This is a genomic window from Pseudoalteromonas sp. MM1 (assembly GCF_030296835.1).
Lineage (GTDB): Bacteria > Pseudomonadota > Gammaproteobacteria > Enterobacterales > Alteromonadaceae > Pseudoalteromonas.
The window spans coordinates 3,170,981-3,190,876 of record NZ_AP027922.1; the positions used below are offsets into that span (position 1 = coordinate 3,170,981).

Annotated in this window: 18 protein-coding genes; 6 read left to right on the plus strand and 12 right to left on the minus strand. The window is 41.5% G+C overall.

The genetic code is table 11. The features are described from left to right. Window positions 1-79 precede the first annotated feature (79 nt). Entirely contained in the window at window positions 80-1,354 is a 1,275-nt protein-coding gene (locus QUE46_RS14290) for a cytosine permease (protein ID WP_286245341.1), read from the plus strand. A 54-nt stretch (window positions 1,355-1,408) separates the two neighbouring features. Here QUE46_RS14290 and QUE46_RS14295 read toward each other — a convergent pair whose 3' ends face one another. After that, window positions 1,409-1,927 (minus strand): Lrp/AsnC family transcriptional regulator, encoded by a 519-nt coding sequence (locus tag QUE46_RS14295; RefSeq protein WP_286245342.1) that lies wholly within the window; start codon window positions 1,925-1,927, stop codon window positions 1,409-1,411. 196 nt (window positions 1,928-2,123) lie between these two features. Here QUE46_RS14295 and QUE46_RS14300 point away from each other — a divergent pair, with 196 nt between their 5' ends. Together QUE46_RS14300 and QUE46_RS14305 are read left to right on the plus strand one after the other, a co-directional pair. Beyond that, window positions 2,124-4,268, plus strand: a complete 2,145-nt coding sequence (locus QUE46_RS14300; protein ID WP_286245343.1) for a TonB-dependent receptor — start codon at window positions 2,124-2,126, stop codon at window positions 4,266-4,268. 111 nt (window positions 4,269-4,379) lie between these two features. After that, entirely contained in the window at window positions 4,380-5,486 is a 1,107-nt protein-coding gene (locus tag QUE46_RS14305; protein WP_286245344.1) for a DUF917 domain-containing protein, read from the plus strand. Here QUE46_RS14305 and QUE46_RS14310 read toward each other — a convergent pair. Together QUE46_RS14310 and QUE46_RS14315 are read right to left on the minus strand one after the other, a co-directional pair. Further along, entirely contained in the window at window positions 5,483-6,394 is a 912-nt protein-coding gene (locus tag QUE46_RS14310; protein WP_286245345.1) for a tetratricopeptide repeat protein, read from the minus strand. The two genes, QUE46_RS14305 and QUE46_RS14310, sit on opposite strands and share 4 nt — an antisense overlap. A 78-nt stretch (window positions 6,395-6,472) precedes the next feature. Further along, the gene (locus QUE46_RS14315; RefSeq protein WP_286245346.1) at window positions 6,473-7,657 is read right to left on the minus strand and encodes an NAD(P)/FAD-dependent oxidoreductase; all 1,185 of its coding nucleotides are present in this window, start codon (window positions 7,655-7,657) and stop codon (window positions 6,473-6,475) included. Window positions 7,658-7,986: 329 nt separating this feature from the next. Between QUE46_RS14315 and QUE46_RS14320 the strand changes: the two genes are divergently transcribed. Beyond that, window positions 7,987-10,113 carry a S8 family peptidase gene (locus QUE46_RS14320; RefSeq protein WP_286245347.1) on the plus strand — a complete coding sequence of 709 codons (2,127 nt, stop codon included), beginning with the start codon at window positions 7,987-7,989 and terminating at the stop codon, window positions 10,111-10,113. 45 nt (window positions 10,114-10,158) lie between these two features. Here QUE46_RS14320 and QUE46_RS14325 read toward each other — a convergent pair whose 3' ends face one another. The 7 genes from QUE46_RS14325 to rplU form a co-directional block, all read right to left on the minus strand. Beyond that, entirely contained in the window at window positions 10,159-10,632 is a 474-nt protein-coding gene (locus QUE46_RS14325) for a peroxiredoxin (RefSeq protein WP_286245348.1), read from the minus strand. A gap of 70 nt (window positions 10,633-10,702) precedes the next feature. Then, on the minus strand, window positions 10,703-12,628 hold the full coding sequence (locus QUE46_RS14330) for a methyl-accepting chemotaxis protein (protein ID WP_286245349.1): 1,926 nt from the start codon (window positions 12,626-12,628) through the stop codon (window positions 10,703-10,705). Between the two features lie 324 nt (window positions 12,629-12,952). After that, complete coding sequence (locus QUE46_RS14335; protein WP_286245350.1) at window positions 12,953-13,330, minus strand: DUF3718 domain-containing protein; 378 nt, start codon at window positions 13,328-13,330, stop codon at window positions 12,953-12,955. Between the two features lie 78 nt (window positions 13,331-13,408). Then, entirely contained in the window at window positions 13,409-13,900 is a 492-nt protein-coding gene (gene folA, locus QUE46_RS14340; RefSeq protein ID WP_286245351.1) for a type 3 dihydrofolate reductase, read from the minus strand. A gap of 73 nt (window positions 13,901-13,973) precedes the next feature. Continuing rightward, window positions 13,974-15,125 (minus strand): Obg family GTPase CgtA, encoded by a 1,152-nt coding sequence (gene cgtA, locus QUE46_RS14345; RefSeq protein ID WP_286245352.1) that lies wholly within the window; start codon window positions 15,123-15,125, stop codon window positions 13,974-13,976. A gap of 136 nt (window positions 15,126-15,261) precedes the next feature. Next, on the minus strand, window positions 15,262-15,519 hold the full coding sequence (rpmA, locus tag QUE46_RS14350; RefSeq protein WP_004587922.1) for a 50S ribosomal protein L27: 258 nt from the start codon (window positions 15,517-15,519) through the stop codon (window positions 15,262-15,264). 16 nt (window positions 15,520-15,535) lie between these two features. Continuing rightward, window positions 15,536-15,847, minus strand: coding sequence for a 50S ribosomal protein L21 (gene rplU, locus QUE46_RS14355; protein ID WP_004587921.1), 312 nt, complete (start codon window positions 15,845-15,847; stop codon window positions 15,536-15,538). A 421-nt stretch (window positions 15,848-16,268) separates the two neighbouring features. Here rplU and ispB point away from each other — a divergent pair, with 421 nt between their 5' ends. Further along, window positions 16,269-17,240 (plus strand): octaprenyl diphosphate synthase, encoded by a 972-nt coding sequence (ispB, locus tag QUE46_RS14360; protein ID WP_286245353.1) that lies wholly within the window; start codon window positions 16,269-16,271, stop codon window positions 17,238-17,240. Between the two features lie 95 nt (window positions 17,241-17,335). Here ispB and mdh read toward each other — a convergent pair whose 3' ends face one another. Then, window positions 17,336-18,268, minus strand: coding sequence for a malate dehydrogenase (gene mdh, locus QUE46_RS14365; RefSeq protein ID WP_286245354.1), 933 nt, complete (start codon window positions 18,266-18,268; stop codon window positions 17,336-17,338). Window positions 18,269-18,493: 225 nt separating this feature from the next. Here mdh and argR point away from each other — a divergent pair, with 225 nt between their 5' ends. Further along, the gene (argR, locus tag QUE46_RS14370; protein WP_004587918.1) at window positions 18,494-18,961 is read left to right on the plus strand and encodes a transcriptional regulator ArgR; all 468 of its coding nucleotides are present in this window, start codon (window positions 18,494-18,496) and stop codon (window positions 18,959-18,961) included. Here argR and QUE46_RS14375 read toward each other — a convergent pair. Further along, on the minus strand, window positions 18,958-19,857 hold the full coding sequence (locus tag QUE46_RS14375) for a Dyp-type peroxidase (protein ID WP_286245355.1): 900 nt from the start codon (window positions 19,855-19,857) through the stop codon (window positions 18,958-18,960). The genes argR and QUE46_RS14375 overlap by 4 nt on opposite strands. Window positions 19,858-19,896: the final 39 nt, after the last annotated feature.

Consider the following 19,896-nt stretch of genomic DNA (forward strand, 5'->3'; position numbering starts at 1 on the left):
ATAAACACCTAATAGTAAAAAATTTTGCACGCCAGCGGCGTATAGTAATATAAAAGATAATAAAAAAGAGAAACAGGCAATGCCAAACGGGAACGACCCCCACAGTATTAATACCAGCGAACTTGTTGCTTGGCCGCGCATTGCAGCCATAGCCGCAATGCTCAGCTTTTCACTACCCACTTTTATCACCGGCCTAGAAATATATCAAAGTTCAAGTGTGAGTAACACGCTTTGGGCATTAGTTATTGGCTCACTTATTTTAACCATTATTGGTGGCGCCATGGGCACCATAGGTGTAAAAAGCCGCTTAAGCTCTTATCTATTGGTAAAAATAGCGTTTGGTAATGCTGGTGCGGGCATCGTTAATATTGCCTTTGCTTTATCGTTAATTGGCTGGTTTGGCGTAAATATTGATTTGTTTTCTAATGCCGTGGTGCGCTTACTCAGTGCAGAATTTAATATTATTATGCCCGAATGGCCTATCGATATAGTCGCAGGTTGCGCCATGCTTATAACCACATTGTATGGGTTTAAAGCAATTAACGTACTGGCCTCTATCATGATCCCTATTTTGGCTGCAGTCACCGCTATGATGCTTTTTGGCGCACTCGATACTATGCCATTGGTTAATTTTATTAATTTAGAAAAATCAGCAGCGCTTTCGCTTGAAGATGGTGTAGCTGCCATTGTTGGCGGCGTTATTATTGGCGCAATAATATTGCCCGATATAACTCGCTTTTCTAAGCAAAAGCGTGGCGGCGTGTATACCTCATTTATTGCATATATGGTTATTGAGCTGTTGGTTATTTTTGTTGCTGTGTTTGCCGCTGCCGCCATGCAAGAAACCGAAATATTAAGCTTAATGCTTGCGCTCAATTTGGGATTTTCGGCGTTTTTTATTGTGATAGCAGGCAGCTGGATTTTAAATTCGTTAAATCTTTATAGTACCGCACTTAGCGTGGAGGCTACCTTCCCGCATTGGCATAAAAAGTGGGTTATTGTGTTATTAGGTTTGGTGGGAATTGGCGCCGCCTTTATTAATATTTTAGATATGTTTATAAGCTTTTTAGCGTTTTTGTCTGATATTTTTATACCAGTAGCGGGCGTAATTATTGTTGATGCACTGTTTATTAAACCCCAAGCTTATAGCGCAGCTGCTTTAGCAAATAACGCTAACTTTTCACTCCCCGCGTTTAGCGCATGGTTTGTAGGCGCAGCCTATGCGGTGTGTAATGGCGCTTTATTTAACGTATCAATGAGTGGCATTACCGTGATTGATGCCATTATATTAACGGCCATTATTTATACCCTGTTTGCAAAAGCCATTGCGCCCAAACCGGTTATTCAGCAATAGTTTTAAACAATAAAAGGCGCGTGATGCGCCTTTTTATTTATCTAAATTAGGGAGCTACTCTTCATCGCCTACTTTCATTTCGTCTCGCCATTTTAGTTTTTCAAGCGGGTAGCCTAAAAAGAACTTAGCGCGCTCAAGCACTATGCGTGTAGTCAGCTTTTTAATTGTATACTGTGAGCTGCCGGTTAGCCTGTCGCACATTGCATTAAGTGCTTGAATATCTGCAAAGCAACAAAAAGAAATATAATCAATATCGCCACTTAGTTGCATGCAATCCATTATTTCGGGGATGTTGTGTATGTCAGCTAAAAACTTACGACGTGCTGCTAGGTTATTGTCCTCTAGCGTAAATTCCATGTAGGCAAACACGTGCTCACAAATTTGCTCTAAATTAATATCCGCATGAAAGGTTCTAAAGTACCCTGCCTCTTTTAGCGCTTTTACTCGCTGAAAACATGCACTGGGCGATAAGTTAACTTGCTCAGCTAATTCAACATTTGTTAGGTCTGCAGTAAGGTGCAAAATTGCCAGTATTTTTTGATTGTACCTGTCTATTTTTATCGTTTTTTTCATAACCGGTTTCACATTTAATAATAATTAATTTTGTAAATTTAAGGTCAACAAATACATAAAATTACGCGCTTAAGCGTTATTTTCAGCAATTTGTGTGTGCTGTATTAAGGGTTTACAAAATATTATTTTGTCTGAAAAAGCGACAATGTTTATCACTAAGTAACATCACCATGATAGTCACATTAGGACATAGAACATGAGCAGATACAACAAAATACGCTTTCGTAAAACACTATTAGCATCGGCAGTTACTCTGTCGTGCATAAACTATGTGCATGCGCAAGAACAACAACAAACAGTAACTGACACCATAGAAAAAATTTCGGTGATATCGCGCGGGCGTGTTGAGTCGATACAAAATGTGCCCGACTCTGTTACCGCATTTAGCGCCGAGACAATCGAAAAATCACGTATTACTAACTTTCGTGATGTTGCTAATTTAACTCCCAACCTATCACAGCTCGATAATTTTAGGCCTGGCCTAGCCCGTATTACTATTCGTGGCTTAATTACACCGCAGGTGGGCGATCCGCCATTAGCGTTTGTAGTTGATGGTGTTACCGCCCCCGATTTAGAGTTTATAAACCAAGACCTAGTTGATATTGAACGTATTGAAGTTATGCGTGGTGCACAAGGCGCACTGTATGGCCGCGGCGCCATTGGTGGTGCGGTTATTGTGACAACTAAAAAACCCATTGAGGACTTTGAAGGTAAAATTAAAGGCTCAATAGGTAATGGCAACACGTATAATTTGAATGCTGTTGTATCGGGTTCGCTTAACGACGAAAACACCGCATATTTTAGAGCTGGTGGTTACATTAAAGATAGTGACGGGCTAATTAAAAATACCTACACAGACGATTACGCCGACCCATTAAAAGAGCAATCGGTTTTCTCTCAGTTAGAGTTTGAGCTAAGCGAAGACACCTCAATAAATCTTAAAGGTAAATACACCTCGAGCAAAGCCGGATTTGCTTACTACCAAGGGGTGAGCGATGACACCATTGAAGACTTTTCAATTAATACCTCACAAAATATTATTAACCAAGATGAGCGTGATGTGTATGAGCTAAGCGCCAAACTAACCCAACATTATGATTTAGGTAAGTTTGAGTTTGTAACCGCGTACAGCAATTCTCAAAACGAGCACTTTTACGATGGCGACTACTCTGCCGATGCCACCTTTATTGACGAAGATGGCTTTTTTAGAGCCCCATTTGGCACTGAAGGGTTATACGATATTGAATCGTTAACGGTAGAGTCGCGGTTTACATCCCAGTCTGATCAGGCATTTAGATGGTCAGTGTCGGCGTTTTATCAACAGCGCGACCGCGATACTGCCGTATTATTTTATGATGATTTTACCGATGCCGAAATTTTAACGCGTGCAGATTTTGCCAACGACGAGCCCTATCTTTCCATTATCGATAACAACAGCAGCGATGCATGGGCACTTGCTGGGCAATTTAACTACGATATAAACGAGCAGTTAGAGCTAACCGGTGCAATGCGCTACGATCACGATACTCGCGAGTCGTTCGACCCAACCAATAAAGACGCCACTTACGCTAAAAAATCGTTTAGCCAATTACAGCCTAAAGTTACCTTAGCGTACCAAATGAATGACGACCTACTGCTTTACACCGGCTACTCCCGTGGTTTTAGAAGCGGTGGCTTTAACGAGCCGGCCGACGGCATTAGCCGCACCTTTGATAAAGAGATTTCTGACAGCTACGAAGTAGGTTTTAAAACTGCTTTGTTTAATAACAAAGTTACCCTTAATGGTGCCGCGTTTATTATTGAGCAAGATGATGCGCAATTTACCCAATTTAATATAGATACCTTCACCCTTGAAAACCTCTCTATTGACGAAGTACAAACCAAAGGCTTAGAGCTTGAAGCCGCCTTTGCTGCCACCAGCAATTTAAGTATTAACCTCAGTGCAGGTATTGTTGATTCTGAAATTAAACGCTTTGCACTGCGCCCCGAACTTGCTGGCAGGTCACAATTTTGGGTGCCTGAATATAACTACGGGCTTTCGGCAAATCATAACTTAGCACTTAACGCCGAATGGGCATTGTTCTCGCGCGCAGAGCTTTTAATTGAAGGCCCTAAAACATTCAGTATTGATATTCCTGAGGTTGAGTCGTCGCGTTATACCTACCTAAATGCCGGCGTAGGCCTTAAGTCTGATCAATGGAGCGTTCAAGTTTACGTAGACAACCTTACGGATGAACGTGCTATTGAAGATATTTTTCTACTGGCAGATGGGGTTACAGATCTAGTACGCCAACCTAATAAGCCTCGTAGCTACGGTATAGAGCTCAGTTACCAGTTTTAATTTTTCACCTTTACAGCAGGTGTTTTTTAGGCCTGCTGTTTTTATACCAATCTGCTTAATTAGATGATCTATTTTGAGGATGGGTATTAGTTAACTAATAGCGATACACACATGCAAATTCTTAATCGTGACCAACTTATTGATATTTTATACGGCTGCGCCATTTTAGGCACTGGCGGCGGCGGTGAATTAAGTGAAGGCATTGCCTATATTGACGAAGCACTCGCACAGGGTAAAACCTTTAAACTAATTAGTGCCGATGAAGTCCCCGCGGGCGAGCTTGTTTGTACGCCTTACATGTTAGGGGCAATTTCTGCTTTAAGTGAACAAGAAGAACGCGCTTATGCAAACCTGCCCCGCAGCACCAAGCACGCTATTTTAGCCGCTTATGAGCGCGCACTACAATACACAGGTAATGATGCTATTTATGGCACTATTTGCTGTGAGCTTGGCGGCTCTAATACCGCAGTATCGTTTTACTTAGCAGCAATGTTTGACGGCTATATTATTGATGCCGACCCCGCTGGGCGCGCAGTACCAGAGATCACCCACTCAACCTATTATCTAAATAACTTACCCGCAGCACCTATTATTACCGCTAATGAATTTGGTGAGTGCTTTATTTGTGAAAATGTAATGGACGACTTACGCGCCGAAACAGTCGTGCGAGCACTGGCTAAAATTAGCCGTAATGACATAGCTGCTATTGACCATATTTTACCTATTGAGCAAATGAAAAACGCGGTTATTCACGGCACAATTAGTAAAGCGCTAAAACTCGGTAAAGCAATGCGTGAAGCCAACGCACAGCACGCTAACACCGCACACATAATTGCCAAGCACGGAGGCGGTTTTGTTGCCTTTGAAGGCCAAGTAAGCGCATTTAAATTTAACACCGTAGAAGGTTTTACGCTTGGGGAAGTAACACTTAAAGGGTTAGGTGAGTTTGTAAATAACAGCTACAAAATAACGGTTAAAAACGAAAACATGGCCGCGTTTTTAAATGACGAAGTACACGTAACCATACCCGATTTAATATGCTGTATTAACAGCCAAACAGGCACACCCATTACTAATCCTAATTACGAGGTAGGCATGTATGTAGCGGTTGTAATTTTACCAGCGCCAAAAGAGTTCACCAGCGCTAAAGGGCTAAGTATATTTGGCCCGCAATACGCTGGCATAAGCGCCCCTTATAAAGCAGCTGTTGTAAGCTAATTTTTAGTAAGGGCTTGTTGCAGCTTGCTATACAATGCAGCATGCCCTTTACCAAACATAGTGGCGTTTCTATCAATTTTACTAAGCCATTCTTTCGCTTGTGCTTTTTTACCTATTTGTAAATATACCTGCGCTAAGCGCAAGCTATAAATAGCGTGGTAAATGCTTTGTGGCTCGGTGTAGTCGAACGCATTTTTATAATAGCTAATAGCCTCTTTATAATTTTTATTTTGGTGATAACTGTAAGCCAAATTACCACTCGCAAGCACTATTTTAGCTACATGATTAGTGCTTTTTATGGCGTTATAGGCCATTAAATTACTACGTATAGCTTGCTTGTATTGCTGCCACTTTAAGTAAATATGTGCTTTGTTTACATGCAGTTCTAAGTGAAAAATAGGATCGTTGTTTTTTGCAAAACGTTGCTCTGCATCTATTAGCAAACGCATGGCGACTTTTTTACTTCCAAATACATAGTGTAGATTAGCCAACTCCACCAGCCGCAGCGGGTCGCCAAACGCATTATAAATCCCGTCTAACTGGGTAAACGCTTTAGCGGCATACGCTTTAGCCTCTGCTTTTTTACCAATATAATTAAGTGCTTTCGCGTAATAAAAATACATTTGTAGCTTAAATACATCGGGCAGCTTATCTTGCTGTAAAAAAGGAGTAATAGCGTTGAGTAAGTTTTCGAACTGTTGGTAGTCGTAGTAGTAATCAAATTGGTAGGTTTTTATTTTATACCACTGTGCAGGGTTACCTTTGGCTTCATTAAGGCGCGTTTCAATATAAGCTAAGCATTGTGTTTGGGGCTGTTGCAAGCAAAACACTTCATGATCGCTGTAGTTTTCTGATGCTAATGCATTAAAACTTGTAGCAGCAATACTTAACAGCAAAAATATACGCACTAATATTACACTCTTTAAAGTTACCTTTAATTAAGAGTGTAATATTTTTATCTCGCCTATCACAATACGCTGAAATACTTATGCATATTGCCCACATGCAAACCCACAACTCCACGCATACTGGAAGTTATAGCCCCCAAGCCAGCCTGTTACATCGGTTACTTCGCCTATAAAATACAAGCCTTTGGCTTTTTTAGCTTCAAAGGTTTTAGAACTTAACTCATCGGTATCGACGCCGCCTAACGTTACCTCAGCGGTACGATAGCCCTCTGTACCATTAGGTTTTATTTGCCACGCATGAATATAGTTTGCTAAATCATCTATTTGAGCATGAGTAAGCTGATTAATATTACAATCAGGAATGGCTTTACTGTCGTGTAGTATTTCTATAAAGCGTTTGGGTAAAATAGTTGCAAGGCTATTTTTTAATGACTTTTGAGATTGTGTTTCTCGCCAATCTGCTAGTTGCTGTTTTAAATCGAGCTCAGGGAGTAAGTTTATCGTTACTGCCTGCCCCGCTCGCCAAAATGAGCTAATTTGTAATATGGCAGGCCCTGATAATCCTCGGTGAGTAAACAAAATATTTTCTTTAAATATTGTACCGTCTTCGCTAGACACTTCGCACGGTATACTAATACCTGAAAGCCCCTCAAAGCGCTCTTTATCGTGTTGATGCAAAGTAAATGGCACAAGCGCCGCCATGGTAGGTAGTACGTTTAAACCAAACTGCTCTGCAATTTTATAGCCTACAGGAGTGGCGCCTAGTTTGGGCATTGTTAAACCGCCCGATGCGATAACGAGCGATTCACAAGTAAGTGTTTCTTGCTCAGTGGTAACACGGTAACCAATGTCGGTTTTAGCCACATTTAGTACTTCGCTGCGCAATTTAATAGTAACACCTGCCCACTCGCACTCAGTAAGTAGTATATCGACTATATCTTGCGCGCTGTTATCGCAAAACAGCTGACCTAAGGTTTTATGATGGTATGCCAAGCCATGGCGGTCCACCAGCTCAATAAAATCGTGTTGCGTGTAACGGCTTAAGCACGATTTAACAAAATGGGGGTTACTGCATAAGTAGTTTTCTGGGCTGGCATTTTCATTGGTAAAATTACAACGCCCACCGCCACTGATTAAGATTTTTCGGCCTGGTTTTTTACCCATATCAAGCACTGTAACGCTACGCCCGCGATAACCTGCTTGTGCAGCACTCATTAATCCGGCTGCACCTGCGCCAATCACAATTACATCTACTTGATTCATTACTTCGCCCTACTCAAAAATTTGCCCGATTATAGCAAAGTTTACCTCAACACTCTGAATAGAATTTATTATTAGATTTATAGCAACAAATGTAACTGAGAGTATTTTTCGGCTTTTCTAAACAACTTAAAAATAACAATACTTTATACTTATTTTTATTTTATATGATAAATACTAAACAACGACAAAGTCACCATACACCTAGGTTATAACTAAAAGAAATAGGTACATAAGCAATTATTCTTTTAAAGAAATTAACAGATCATTTACCTTTGTTTCTGTTTCGTAATTTAATATTACGAACTAACTAATAACAACTAGGGATAATTATGACAACAAGTAAATCATTTAAGCGTTGCGCTATCGCGCTTACTATTAGTACGGTATTTGCAGCATCTGCAAGTGTTGCTCAAGATGTTTCAACCTCAATGGCGGAAACCTCAGCTAAACTACAAACCCAGTCGGGATTTGAAACACAGTTTATTATTAAATACAAAAATAGCGCGAACGATATGTTAAGCATTTCGTCTGCTGACGCGAGCCCCGCAAATATGAAAAAGCGTGCTCAACGCTTTGTAAAAAATTTCGCTTCTAAAAAAGGTAAAGTGAAAGCGAAATATATTCGTGCAATGGCACTTAATAACCACCACGTTATGCGCGCAGATAAAAAACTGAGCGCTGCAGAAGCACAAGAGTTTATGCAAGAAATGGTTGATTCTGGCAATGTTGAATACATTGAAGTGGATCAAATGTTAAAACCATTTGCAACCCCTAACGATCCTCGTTACGGCGATCAATGGCACTACTACGAGCAAGCTGGCGGCCTAAACTTACCAACCGCATGGGATACTGCAACAGGCAGTGGCGTAGTGGTTGCGGTACTTGATACTGGCTACCGCCCACATGTTGATTTAAATGCTAATATTTTACCGGGTTACGATATGATCTCTAACCTATCGGTAGCAAACGATGGCGGCGGTCGCGACAGTGATGCACGCGATCCGGGTGATGCTGTAGCTGCTGGCGAATGTGGAAATAACGGCGCACAAGGCTCAAGCTGGCACGGTACGCATGTAGCAGGTACAGTTGCGGCTGTTACTAATAACGGTGAAGGTGTTGCCGGTGTAGCCTATGGCGCTAAAGTTGTGCCTGTACGTGTACTTGGTAAATGTGGTGGTTTAACGTCAGACATTGCTGATGGCATTATTTGGGCATCAGGCGGAAGTGTATCGGGCATTCCTGCCAACTCAAACCCTGCTGATGTAATTAACATGAGCTTAGGTGGCAGCGGTTCGTGTAGCTCTACCACACAAAATGCCATTAACACGGCACGTAGCAATGGTGCAGTTGTGGTTATTGCTGCCGGTAATGATAACGATAACTCAGCAAACTATAACCCGGGTAACTGTAGCGGCGTTGTAAACGTTGCCTCTGTAGGACGTAACGGCGGACGAGCGTATTATTCAAACTACGGTAGCAATATTGATGTTGCAGCTCCAGGTGGTGCCCAAAGCTTTGCAAACGATTCTGAAGGGGTTTTATCAACCTATAACTCAGGATCATCTACACCATCAAGCGATAGCTATGCGTTCTCTCAAGGTACATCAATGGCGGCGCCTCATGTTGCCGGTGTTGCAGCCCTGATAAAACAAGCTAAACCAAATGCGACCCCAGATGAAATAGAAAGCATTTTAAAATCAACCACCCGCTCATTCCCTGCAACGTGTACAAGTTGTGGTACGGGTATTGTTGATGCAGCCGCCGCAGTAGCTGCTGCAAGTGGTGGTACAACACCGCCTACAGGTGGCGATAGCGAACTGACAGATGGCGAAGCTAAAACAGGCTTAAGCGGCGCTGCAAGTTCACAAGCGTATTACACAATGACCGTACCAAGTGGCGCAACGAATGTGACATTTACTATGAGTGGCGGTAGCGGCGATGCAGATTTATACGTGCGCGCTGGCAGCCAACCAACGACATCAAGCTACGATTGTCGTCCGTACAAAGGCGGTAATAGCGAAGAATGCTCTATTGATAACCCAACCGCTGGTACATACCATGTAATGCTGCGTGGCTACTCTGCATACTCTGGTGTTAGTTTAGTGGGTAATATTACAGGTGGTTCTACGGGTGGCGGTTCAACTACACCAGAAGCCGGTGGCGGCACAGTGAGCGATGTAACGGCTACAACAGGTAATTGGAAGCACTACACTTTAGATGTGCCAGCAGGAATGAGTACATTTACAGTTACCACTTCAGGTGGTACAGGTGATGCTGATTTATTTGTTAAGTTTGGCAGCCAACCTACCGCATCTAGCTACGATTGTCGTCCTTATAAAAACGGCAACGCAGAAACATGTACGTTTAGTAATCCGCAGGCGGGTACATGGCATTTAAGCGTTAACGCTTACAGAACCTTTTCAGGTTTAACTTTAAGTGGCCAATACCAGCCATAATTAAAATGGCCCTAAGTGCATGCACTTAGGGCCTTTATAAAGTGATTATAGTTTTTCTAACACAGACTCAGCACGGCTCACTAAAAACTCTTTGTCTTTTTCAACAAACAGGCCTGTTACTACATTATCATCGACTACCATTGCATAGCGCGTAGAGCGTGTTCCACCAAAACTGCCGGTGTCTTTATCAAGCCCTAACGCTTTAGTAAAACTGCCATCGCCATCTGCAAGCATGTCGATTTCTTGTGCATTTTGAGATTCCCCCCATGCTTTCATTACAAACGCATCGTTAACCGATACACAGTAAATTGCCGCAATACCTTTTGCTTTAATTTTATCACTAAGGGTTATAAATTCAGGTAAATGCGCATTTGAACAGGTAGGCGTAAATGCACCGGGTACAGCAAAAAGCACAACCTTTTTACCGTTAAAAAGCTCAGCGTTAGTGTGAGTTTGCATACCTTCGTCTGTTAGCTGCGTTAATGTAACTGCGGGTAACGTTTGACCTTGTTCAATCATGATAAATCCTTAAAGCATTTGATTAATGGGCCTACAGTATAACGCTAATCACCTCTGTTTTAGCAGGTATTTATAAGCCAAGGTTTACTTTTATAGTTTGCATTTGCTGTTGTAGCTGGCTGCGAATATCGTCAACCAGCAGGCTTGATTCGCTTACTTGACCTTTCATACTTTGCATTGAATGACTAAAGTTATCGAGTAAGTTACTTTGCTGCTTAGCAAGCTCCATGGCCTCAAAGGCCACTTTGTTGGCTTGCTGGGCGTTATCGGCAACGCCTTCTGAATTTACTTTTAGCTCTTGTGCATTTTGTGTTTGCGACTGAGCGCCATCTGCCAAGGCCGCTATTTGTGTAGATACTGTACTTGATTTTTCACTCAGCAAAGTTAGCTGTTCATTAATATCACTCAATGATCCCTGAGTTTGTCGGGCCAGCTGACGTACTTCATCAGCTACAACAGCAAAACCTCGGCCATGCTCGCCAGCGCGTGCCGATTCTATTGCTGCATTTAACGCGAGTAAGTTTGTTTGATCGGCAATATTGCGGATCACTTCAATAATTTGCCCAACACCTTCAACCCCTGCAAGTAGCTCTTGTAGGTTTTGCATACTTTGCTCAACCCGTGTTTGCGTATCGGAGCTGGCACTTAGCATGCTTTGTGCAAAGCCTAAGCTATGCTCCATTGCACTAAATGTGTGTTGGGCGTTATCAGCCACTTGGGCGTTAATATTATTTACCTGTTCGCCTATTTGTTGAATATCGGCAAGTAAATGTTGGTTTTGATCCACTTGCCCATGGCTTATGGATGCTTTATGACTAATAGTTTGCAAATGCTCACTCATTTGCTGCATAAAATCATTTACCACTTTTAGCATTTGGGCACGCTCTTGTGCTTCTTTGCGCTGTCGCTCAATTAATAAATTAAAGTAACTGGCTATTTCGCCAACCTCTGTTTTTGGGTTATTACTTTTAATATTTTTAAGCTCGTTACTTTCAATTAAAAAGGCAAACCCGTCTCTTAGTTGCCTTAGTGGGTTGAGCACTTGGTTACGCTGCACAATATAAACACCCGCGGCTAGCATTACCAAAGCGCCAATAGCAAAACAAAATACCCAAAAGACGTTTTCTTTAAGCACCCCTTGTGCGTGTTTTAGTTGCTGCTCTGCATTAATAACGGTTTTAGAGAGTAAGTTAATTTGCTTACGTAATTGATTGGTGCCCGCCTCACGCTGTTGTGCTTGAGCTAATGTATTGGCTAAATCGCGAGGGTAGCGGTTAGGCCAGCTGGTAATTTCAGATTTTATTTCATCGGCCAAATCTTCAGCTTCTTCGTCAAAAAATAAAGCATCTTCGTCAACTTCGCTCATAACACCTAAATTAGGGAGTTTCTCTATTTTGGCTGCTAACGCATTTAAATTAGCAATACTTTGCTGCAAACTTTGTTCAGTATTGCTGTCGTAGCTTACGACTAGTTGGTAAGTAAATAAGGCAAGGTTGGTCACCTCGTTATAATAATCAGCGCCAAGTGTGTAATAAGATTGCGCATCGCTATTTTGATTAGAGGATTTTTTTGCATAACCAATCAGTGACGACGCTGAGCCAGCCATTTGGCGAATTGCATTATCAAGTAACGCCGTTTCGTTGCCCGACAATTTTCCCAGCGCTCTGTACTTACCTTTAATATCGGTATCTAACGTACTTAGCTGCTCGTTTAACTGCTCAGCAAGTACCGAGGGGAGCACAGTGAGTTGCTGTGTTTTTACTTGCTCAATTAAAGCAGAGGATTGATTTAAATATTGGCTATCACCTTGTTCTAAATAACTGCCTAAGTCACCGGCTAAATCCACTAAAATCGTGTTTTTTAATTTACTGTATGCGCTGTCTTGTTGCTCAAGTTTAAGTAACGTTTGGCTTGCCCAAAATAGTGTGATGGCTAATAAAATACTGGCTAGAGTTAGCAAAATAGCTAATAACCGAGTAAAAGAAGAAACACGCATAAATAACTACCCCTTATGTTTATGCGCGTAGAGTATTAACTATTTATGACAATTTTATGTAACTCAGGGGAAATACGTATAGTTGCGGAAAATATACGAGTAAAGACTTAGCAATTACAGCCCCTTGATTAAACCAACCGACTTACTTTATATACTATTAAAGATAAGAAACGCGGGTTAATTACAAGATGAGAGTTTTATCACTTGGGTGGGTAAATTAAAATAGGCTTAATACAGCTATCACCATTATTAAAGCGCGGTGTATTAGCTAACGCCAGGCACAAAAAAACCGCGACCAGCGCGGTTTTTATTTTATTGTGTTAATTAAAGGCCAGCACGGTCTTTAATTACAGCAATTAACGGTGAACCACCGTGGCCATTACCTTCAGCCCACGCAATGTCTGCGCCGTCTGATAATGAGCTTTTTGATAAGTTTTTAACTATATACTCGCCCGAGTCAACAGCGTTACTAGCTACAGCATGGCGAAGTAAGTTATTACCATTACATTGAATAGCATCATAAATATTGCGAATTTTTACACGTGAGCTTTTTAGTTTACTGCGTAAACGGTTTTTATCATCAGCTGCGATATATTCACAAATAGATACTGCTAATTGATCATTGGCTTTAGCAGGCACGGTATACATTAACGAACCAGCAGCAACGGCTGTAATTACAATTAGCTTTGACAATTTAAACATGAAACACCCTTTATGGTACTTTTTACCTATGTTGATTGTTTAATATTGTACCAACCTGCTGTAAGTTTCGCAATAATGTTAATCTTTTTTATAGAAAGTTACGAATTTATAACTATATTGGTTCTTTTCGTCGGGCTTATTTGACTGTTCGTCGACGTTTTCCCATGTTGCTACCGCTTGGTAATCTGGAAACTGCGTATCCCCTTCAACCTCTAAATCTATAAAGGTTAAATATAAACGATCGGCACTTGGTAAAAACTGCTGATAAATATTACCACCGCCAATTATCATCACCTCTTCTTCGGCTTTAACCAGCTCTAGCGCAGCCTCTGGCGTAGTGACTGTCTCAATACCTTGAGCGCTATATTGACTGTTACGGGTAATAATTATATTACGACGACCAGGTAAAGGGCGGCCTATCGATTCAAATGTTTTACGCCCCATAACGACAGGTTTGCCTGTTGTTACCTTTTTAAAATGCTGTAGATCAGCGGGTAAATGCCATGGCATTTTATTATCAAGACCAATTACACGGTTATTTGCCATTGCGGCGATCATTGAAATTATCACACTAAATACCTAATACTTTACTCTTAAAAAAATAAAAAAGGAGCTTAAGCTCCTTTTTAAAATATGTTTTTTATTAACGCTCGTAGACCACTTCTACATCGTAGTCGTCTTCATCCCAGTCGTCCCAATCATCATCGTCATTCTTAGTTGCTTTTTGATGGTAAGTATCCCACTTGAACTCAACTTCTTCGTCTTCAATTTCAACGAACTTCTCTTTAGGCATGCTATCAAGTAGTGCCATAATATCGTGAATTAGTGGTTGAGTATTAAGCTTGTTGACTGCTGAAATACGGTAAACGTTTTCTTCTTCACCTAACTCTTGCGCAATTTGCTCACACAAGGCTTGCGCTTCATCTTCTGGTAATAAGTCTATTTTATTAAACACTAACCAGCGTGGCTTTTCTGCAAGCTTAGGGCTGTATTGGTGTAACTCGTTAATAATGGCAAATGCATTATCAACAGGGTTTGAACCATCAACAGGCATAACGTCAATCACGTGCAACAAAACACGACAACGCTCTAAATGCTTTAAAAAGCGAATACCTAGGCCTGCACCATCTGAGGCACCTTCAATTAAGCCCGGAATATCGGCTATTACAAACGATTTGTTAGCCTCTGGGCGCACAACTCCTAAATTAGGAATAAGCGTAGTAAACGGGTAATCAGCTACTTTTGGCTTTGCTGCCGATACACTGCGAATAAACGTTGATTTACCTGCATTTGGCAAGCCTAATAGGCCCACATCGGCAAGGAGCATAAGCTCTAATTTAAGGTTACGAACTTCACCTGGCGTACCTAGCGTTTTTTGACGTGGGGCACGGTTAGTACTTGATTTAAAACGTGCATTCCCCAAGCCATGGAAACCACCTTTTGCAACCACAATTTTTTGGCCATGCTGCGTTAAGTCACCTAACGCCTCTTGGGTATCAACATCGGTAATACGTGTACCCACCGGTACTTTTACTACCAAGTCTTCACCTTTTTTACCTGTACAGTTACGGCTTTGACCATTAGTACCACGCTCTGCACGGTGAAAACGCTCAAACTGGTAATCAATTAGGGTATTTAAGTTTTCATCAGCTTGTAGATAAACACTACCACCGTCTCCACCGTCACCGCCGTCCGGGCCACCGTCTGGTACATATTTTTCTCGACGGAAAGACACGACACCGCTGCCGCCGTCACCAGCTTCTGCGCGAATTTCTACTTCATCTACAAACTTCATGATTACTCACTTTAGGGATTGGCTTTAATTTAACTATTATATACCCAAGCCAACGTAAATGCAGGCTTGGGTATATATTTGATGTGTCTGAAAACAAAAAACCCCGCAAAGGCGGGGTTTTTTACTACCTTACTGATTACTCAGCTACGATAGTTACGTATTTGCGGTTTAAAGGACCTTTTTGTTCAAATTGAACTTTACCATCTGCTTTTGCGAAGATAGTGTGGTCTTTACCGATACCTACGTTTGCGCCAGCGTGGAAACGAGTACCACGTTGACGAACAATGATGCTACCCGCTAGAACTGATTCGCCACCAAAACGCTTAACACCTAGGCGTTTGCTTTCTGAATCGCGACCGTTACGAGTACTACCAGCTGCTTTTTTATGTGCCATTTCTAAGTACCTCTAATTAAGCGCTAATGCCAGTGATTTTAACTTCAGTGAACCATTGACGATGGCCCATTTGCTTACGAGAATGCTTACGGCGTCTAAATTTAACAACCTTAATCTTCTCACCGCGACCATGTGAAACAACCTCAGCTGTTACTTTACCACCGTTTACGAACGGTACACCGATCTCGATTTTCTCACCATCAGCAACTAAAAGTACTGAATCAAATTCAACTGCTGCACCAGTTTCAACGTCTAATTTTTCAAGACGAATCGTTTGACCTTCAGTCACACGATGCTGTTTACCACCACTTTGGAAAACCGCGTACATAATTAACTCCGTCTGTGCGCCCTCAAATCGACGCAACTAAAATATTCTTCGATAGGGCGCGAAGTTTACGCTAATGCATAAAAACTAGCAAGCCTATTTTGTAATTAAAATGAATAAAAAGTAGCTGCATTGAGAGCAATTCAATATTTCCCCCATTTTATATTAAATTGCCCTGTTGCCAAGCGCTTTTTAACGCAAAGATAAAATAAATTTGTACGGTGCTACGCCCACTCCCGAAGTTATTTACTGCACATTAAATACGCACAACCTGACTGTAAAACAAACAATTAAATTAGCTAATTAAGCCTCAATTAAGCTTTTTAACTCGGTTTTTTTAATGAATCACCACAAAATATCGAGCTAGTGCATTTTTTGTTGTACAATCGGCGCCGTTCACACATAAAAATTGGCTCGGAGATCAATGGATATAAAAGCTATCCAGGCGTTAATCGAAAGCGATATGAATGACGTCAATCAACTTATACACGCGCAAATGCGCTCAGATGTGGCGTTAGTTAATCAACTTGGTTTGTACATCGTTAACAGCGGCGGCAAACGCGTACGCCCTATGCTTGCTCTATTGGCAGCAAGAGCTTTGGGTTACCAAGGTAAAGATCATATTACTTTGGCAACGATTGTTGAATTTATTCATACTGCAACGCTATTACATGATGATGTTGTTGATGAATCTAACCTGCGCCGCGGTACACCAACTGCAAATGCTGAGTTTGGTAATGCTGCCAGCGTGCTGGTTGGGGATTTTATTTACACACGCTCGTTTCAGCTTATGGTGGGGCTTGGTAAAATGCAAATTATGCAAATTCTTGCTGATGCTACCAACGTTATTGCTGAGGGCGAAGTATTGCAGCTTATGAATTGCAATGACCCTAACACCACCGAAGCAAGCTATATGCAAGTTATTTACTCTAAAACGGCTAAGTTATTTGAAGCCGCTACGGGGCTTGCAGCAATCATAACCGAGCAAGATAACAGTGTGTTAGATGCGCTTAACTTATACGGTATGCATTTAGGTACTGCTTTTCAGTTAGTTGATGACGTGCTTGATTACAACGCAGACGCTGACCAATTAGGTAAAAATATTGGTGATGATTTAGCAGAAGGTAAACCAACTTTACCGTTAATATACGCTATGAAGCACGGTAGTGATGAGCAAAAAAACCTTATTCGTGATGCCATTGAGCATTGCAATGGTATGGATAACCTTGAAGCTATTTTAACGGCACTTAAACAAACCAACGCACTTGAATTTACAATGCAAAAGGCACAGCAAGAGGCTGATAAAGCCATTGCCTGTTTAGACTTTTTAGCAGAGTCGCAGTACAAACAAGCGTTAATTAGCTTAGCACGTATAGCTGTAGAGCGAGATCACTAGTTTTGCAGCCACCCTTAATTAGTATGTAAGGGTTTATAATTTTCGAGCAATAAAAAAGCCTGCATAAGCAGGCTTTTTTGTGCATAACTTGGCTATTACGCCATGAAATCAACACCTTCTTTGATGTCTTTTTTCAGGGTTTCAAGCATGTCGTTTTTAGCTTTTTCTTCAAATGCGCTTAGCTCGCCGTAAGAAAGAATTTCTTCTACGCCGTTTTTACCTAAACGTACTGGATGTGCAAAGTACTCCGCATCGCCATTTTCAACAGCAACGTATGCGTAATCAACTACGTCTTCACCTTGTAGGCCTTTAACTAAAGACATACAAAAACGTGCAGCAGCAGCACCCATAGATAGTGTAGCTGAACCACCGCCCGCTTTAGCATTTACTACTTCAGTACCTGCATTTTGGATACGTGGAGTAAGAGCAGCCACTTCTTCTTCAGTGAAGCTTACGCCTTCAACTTGAGAAAGTAGAGGAAGAATTGTTGTGCCAGAGTGGCCACCGATTACTGGTACTTTAACTGTTGCTACATCTACACCTTTAAGCTCAGCAACAAATGCTTCTGAACGAATTACGTCAAGTGTAGTAATACCAAATACGCGGCTTGCATCATAAGTGCCTGCTTTTTTAAATACTTCAGCAACAATTGGCACTGTGCCATTTACTGGGTTAGTGATAACACCCACTAATGCTTTAGGACAGCTAGCAACAATGCCTTCTGCTAATGTTTTGATAATACCAGCATTTACGTTGAATAAATCCGCACGGTCCATACCTGGTTTACGTGGCATACCCGCAGGGATAAGGACGATATCACACCCTTCAAGCGCTTTGTTTAAATCGTCAGCGCCAAAGCCTGCTACTTTAACATCTGTAGGGATGTGAGATAGGTCAACCGCAACACCTGGTACAACTGGTGCAACATCGTAAAGTGATAATTCAGAACCAGCTGGTAAGCCTGTTTTTAATAATAAAGACAACGCTTGACCGATACCGCCTGCAGCACCTAATACAGCAACTTTCATTGGAATTCTCCGTAATTTGAGGTAGGAAATATTTGTGGCTCTTAAGATAATGAAATTAGCGACTAAAAACAAATTTATCCTGCTTATTTCAGGTATATTTTCGACCATAGTTGTAAACTTTGTTGGTTTATCGCAGCAAACTGGCAAGTTAACTAAACAACTGCTGCATAATTATTCATTATTGTGTAGAATTTGCTATATAAATAACAAAAACGAATAAAGACTATGCAACCACAAGACAAACAAGAAGCACTGGTAAAAGCGTTTAAAGCACTTTTAAAAGAAGAAAACTTTGGCTCGCAAGGCGAAATAGTCGAAGCACTAAAAGAACAAGGCTTTGACAACATAAGCCAAAGTAAAGTGTCGCGCATGCTTAGTAAGTTTGGTGCTGTGCGCACTCGTAATGCTAAACAAGAAATGGTTTATTGCTTACCTGCAGAAATGGGCGTACCAACGGCTAAAAGCCCACTGCGCCAGCTTGTTATTGATATTATGCATAACGAAATGATGATTATTATTACCACCAGCCCAGGTGCTGCGCAGTTAATTGCCCGCTTATTAGACTCACTAGGCAAAGCTGATGGTGTATTGGGTACTATTGCCGGGGATGACACTATTTTTATTGCGCCAGCAAAAATATCTGAAATAGACATTACACTAGAGCGCGTACGTATTTTATTTGATACGGTTTAAAGCTGTTTTAAAAAACTAACTGACGGCGCAAAAAACGCTGAGCCCATATCGGCTTGAGTAAAATCAAGCCAGTGGTCGTAACACTCCCCTTTTCCTATACGGCTGTTAAGTACCTTTTCAAACGCACTTCCCGATGCTGAACATGTAATGCTTAACATGCCTTGCTCGTAAACATCGCCATACGGCATGCTTTGGTTAAGCAGTATTGCTTGGCCGCTCTCATCTTTTAGCTCACTTCTAGTCGCGTGGCTAGTATCCGCTTTAGGCTCAATTAAAGTGTTATCTAAACGCGTGCGCCCCATAATATGCTCTTGCTCGCTTAATGATAAATGCTGCCATACGCTCAGGTCATGCTTATAGCGCTGTACATGAATATAGCTGCCTTGGTGTTCAAAGCTGTCGGGCTTATTAACCAGTGCCGTGATTCGTTTTTGCCGGCCATGCGGGGTGTCGCCTGCGTAAATAAAGCCGTTAAAGTCTCGCCCATCTAAAAACCTAAAATTACGAATTTGTTCAACCAGCTCTACATCGGGCGAAAACAACTTTAAAATTTGCAATGCAAAAAGGTGATTAACATCTTCTCGGTCTGAGCGAATTTGGATAAATAAATCACACGGCTGTACGCGCATAACAAAATCACTGTGATTTATATTTGGAAAGCTTTGCAGCTCACATGGGATATATTCGGGGAGTATATGCGGCCAATACTGCGCGCCAATGGCCACCATGCAAGAAAGCATAGCCTCGGAAAACTGATCACTAAACTCGTCTTCAATTGCGCTTACACGTTTAAGCTTTGCGCGCAATGACTCGTCTTGACCATCAAATACATTAAAAAATAAATGCAAACCGTGTAAGTTTGCTTCAGCACAAATCCCAGATTGCGCTTGCGCCATTGTTATTCCTTAGCTTTTTATATAACACAGCGAATAACA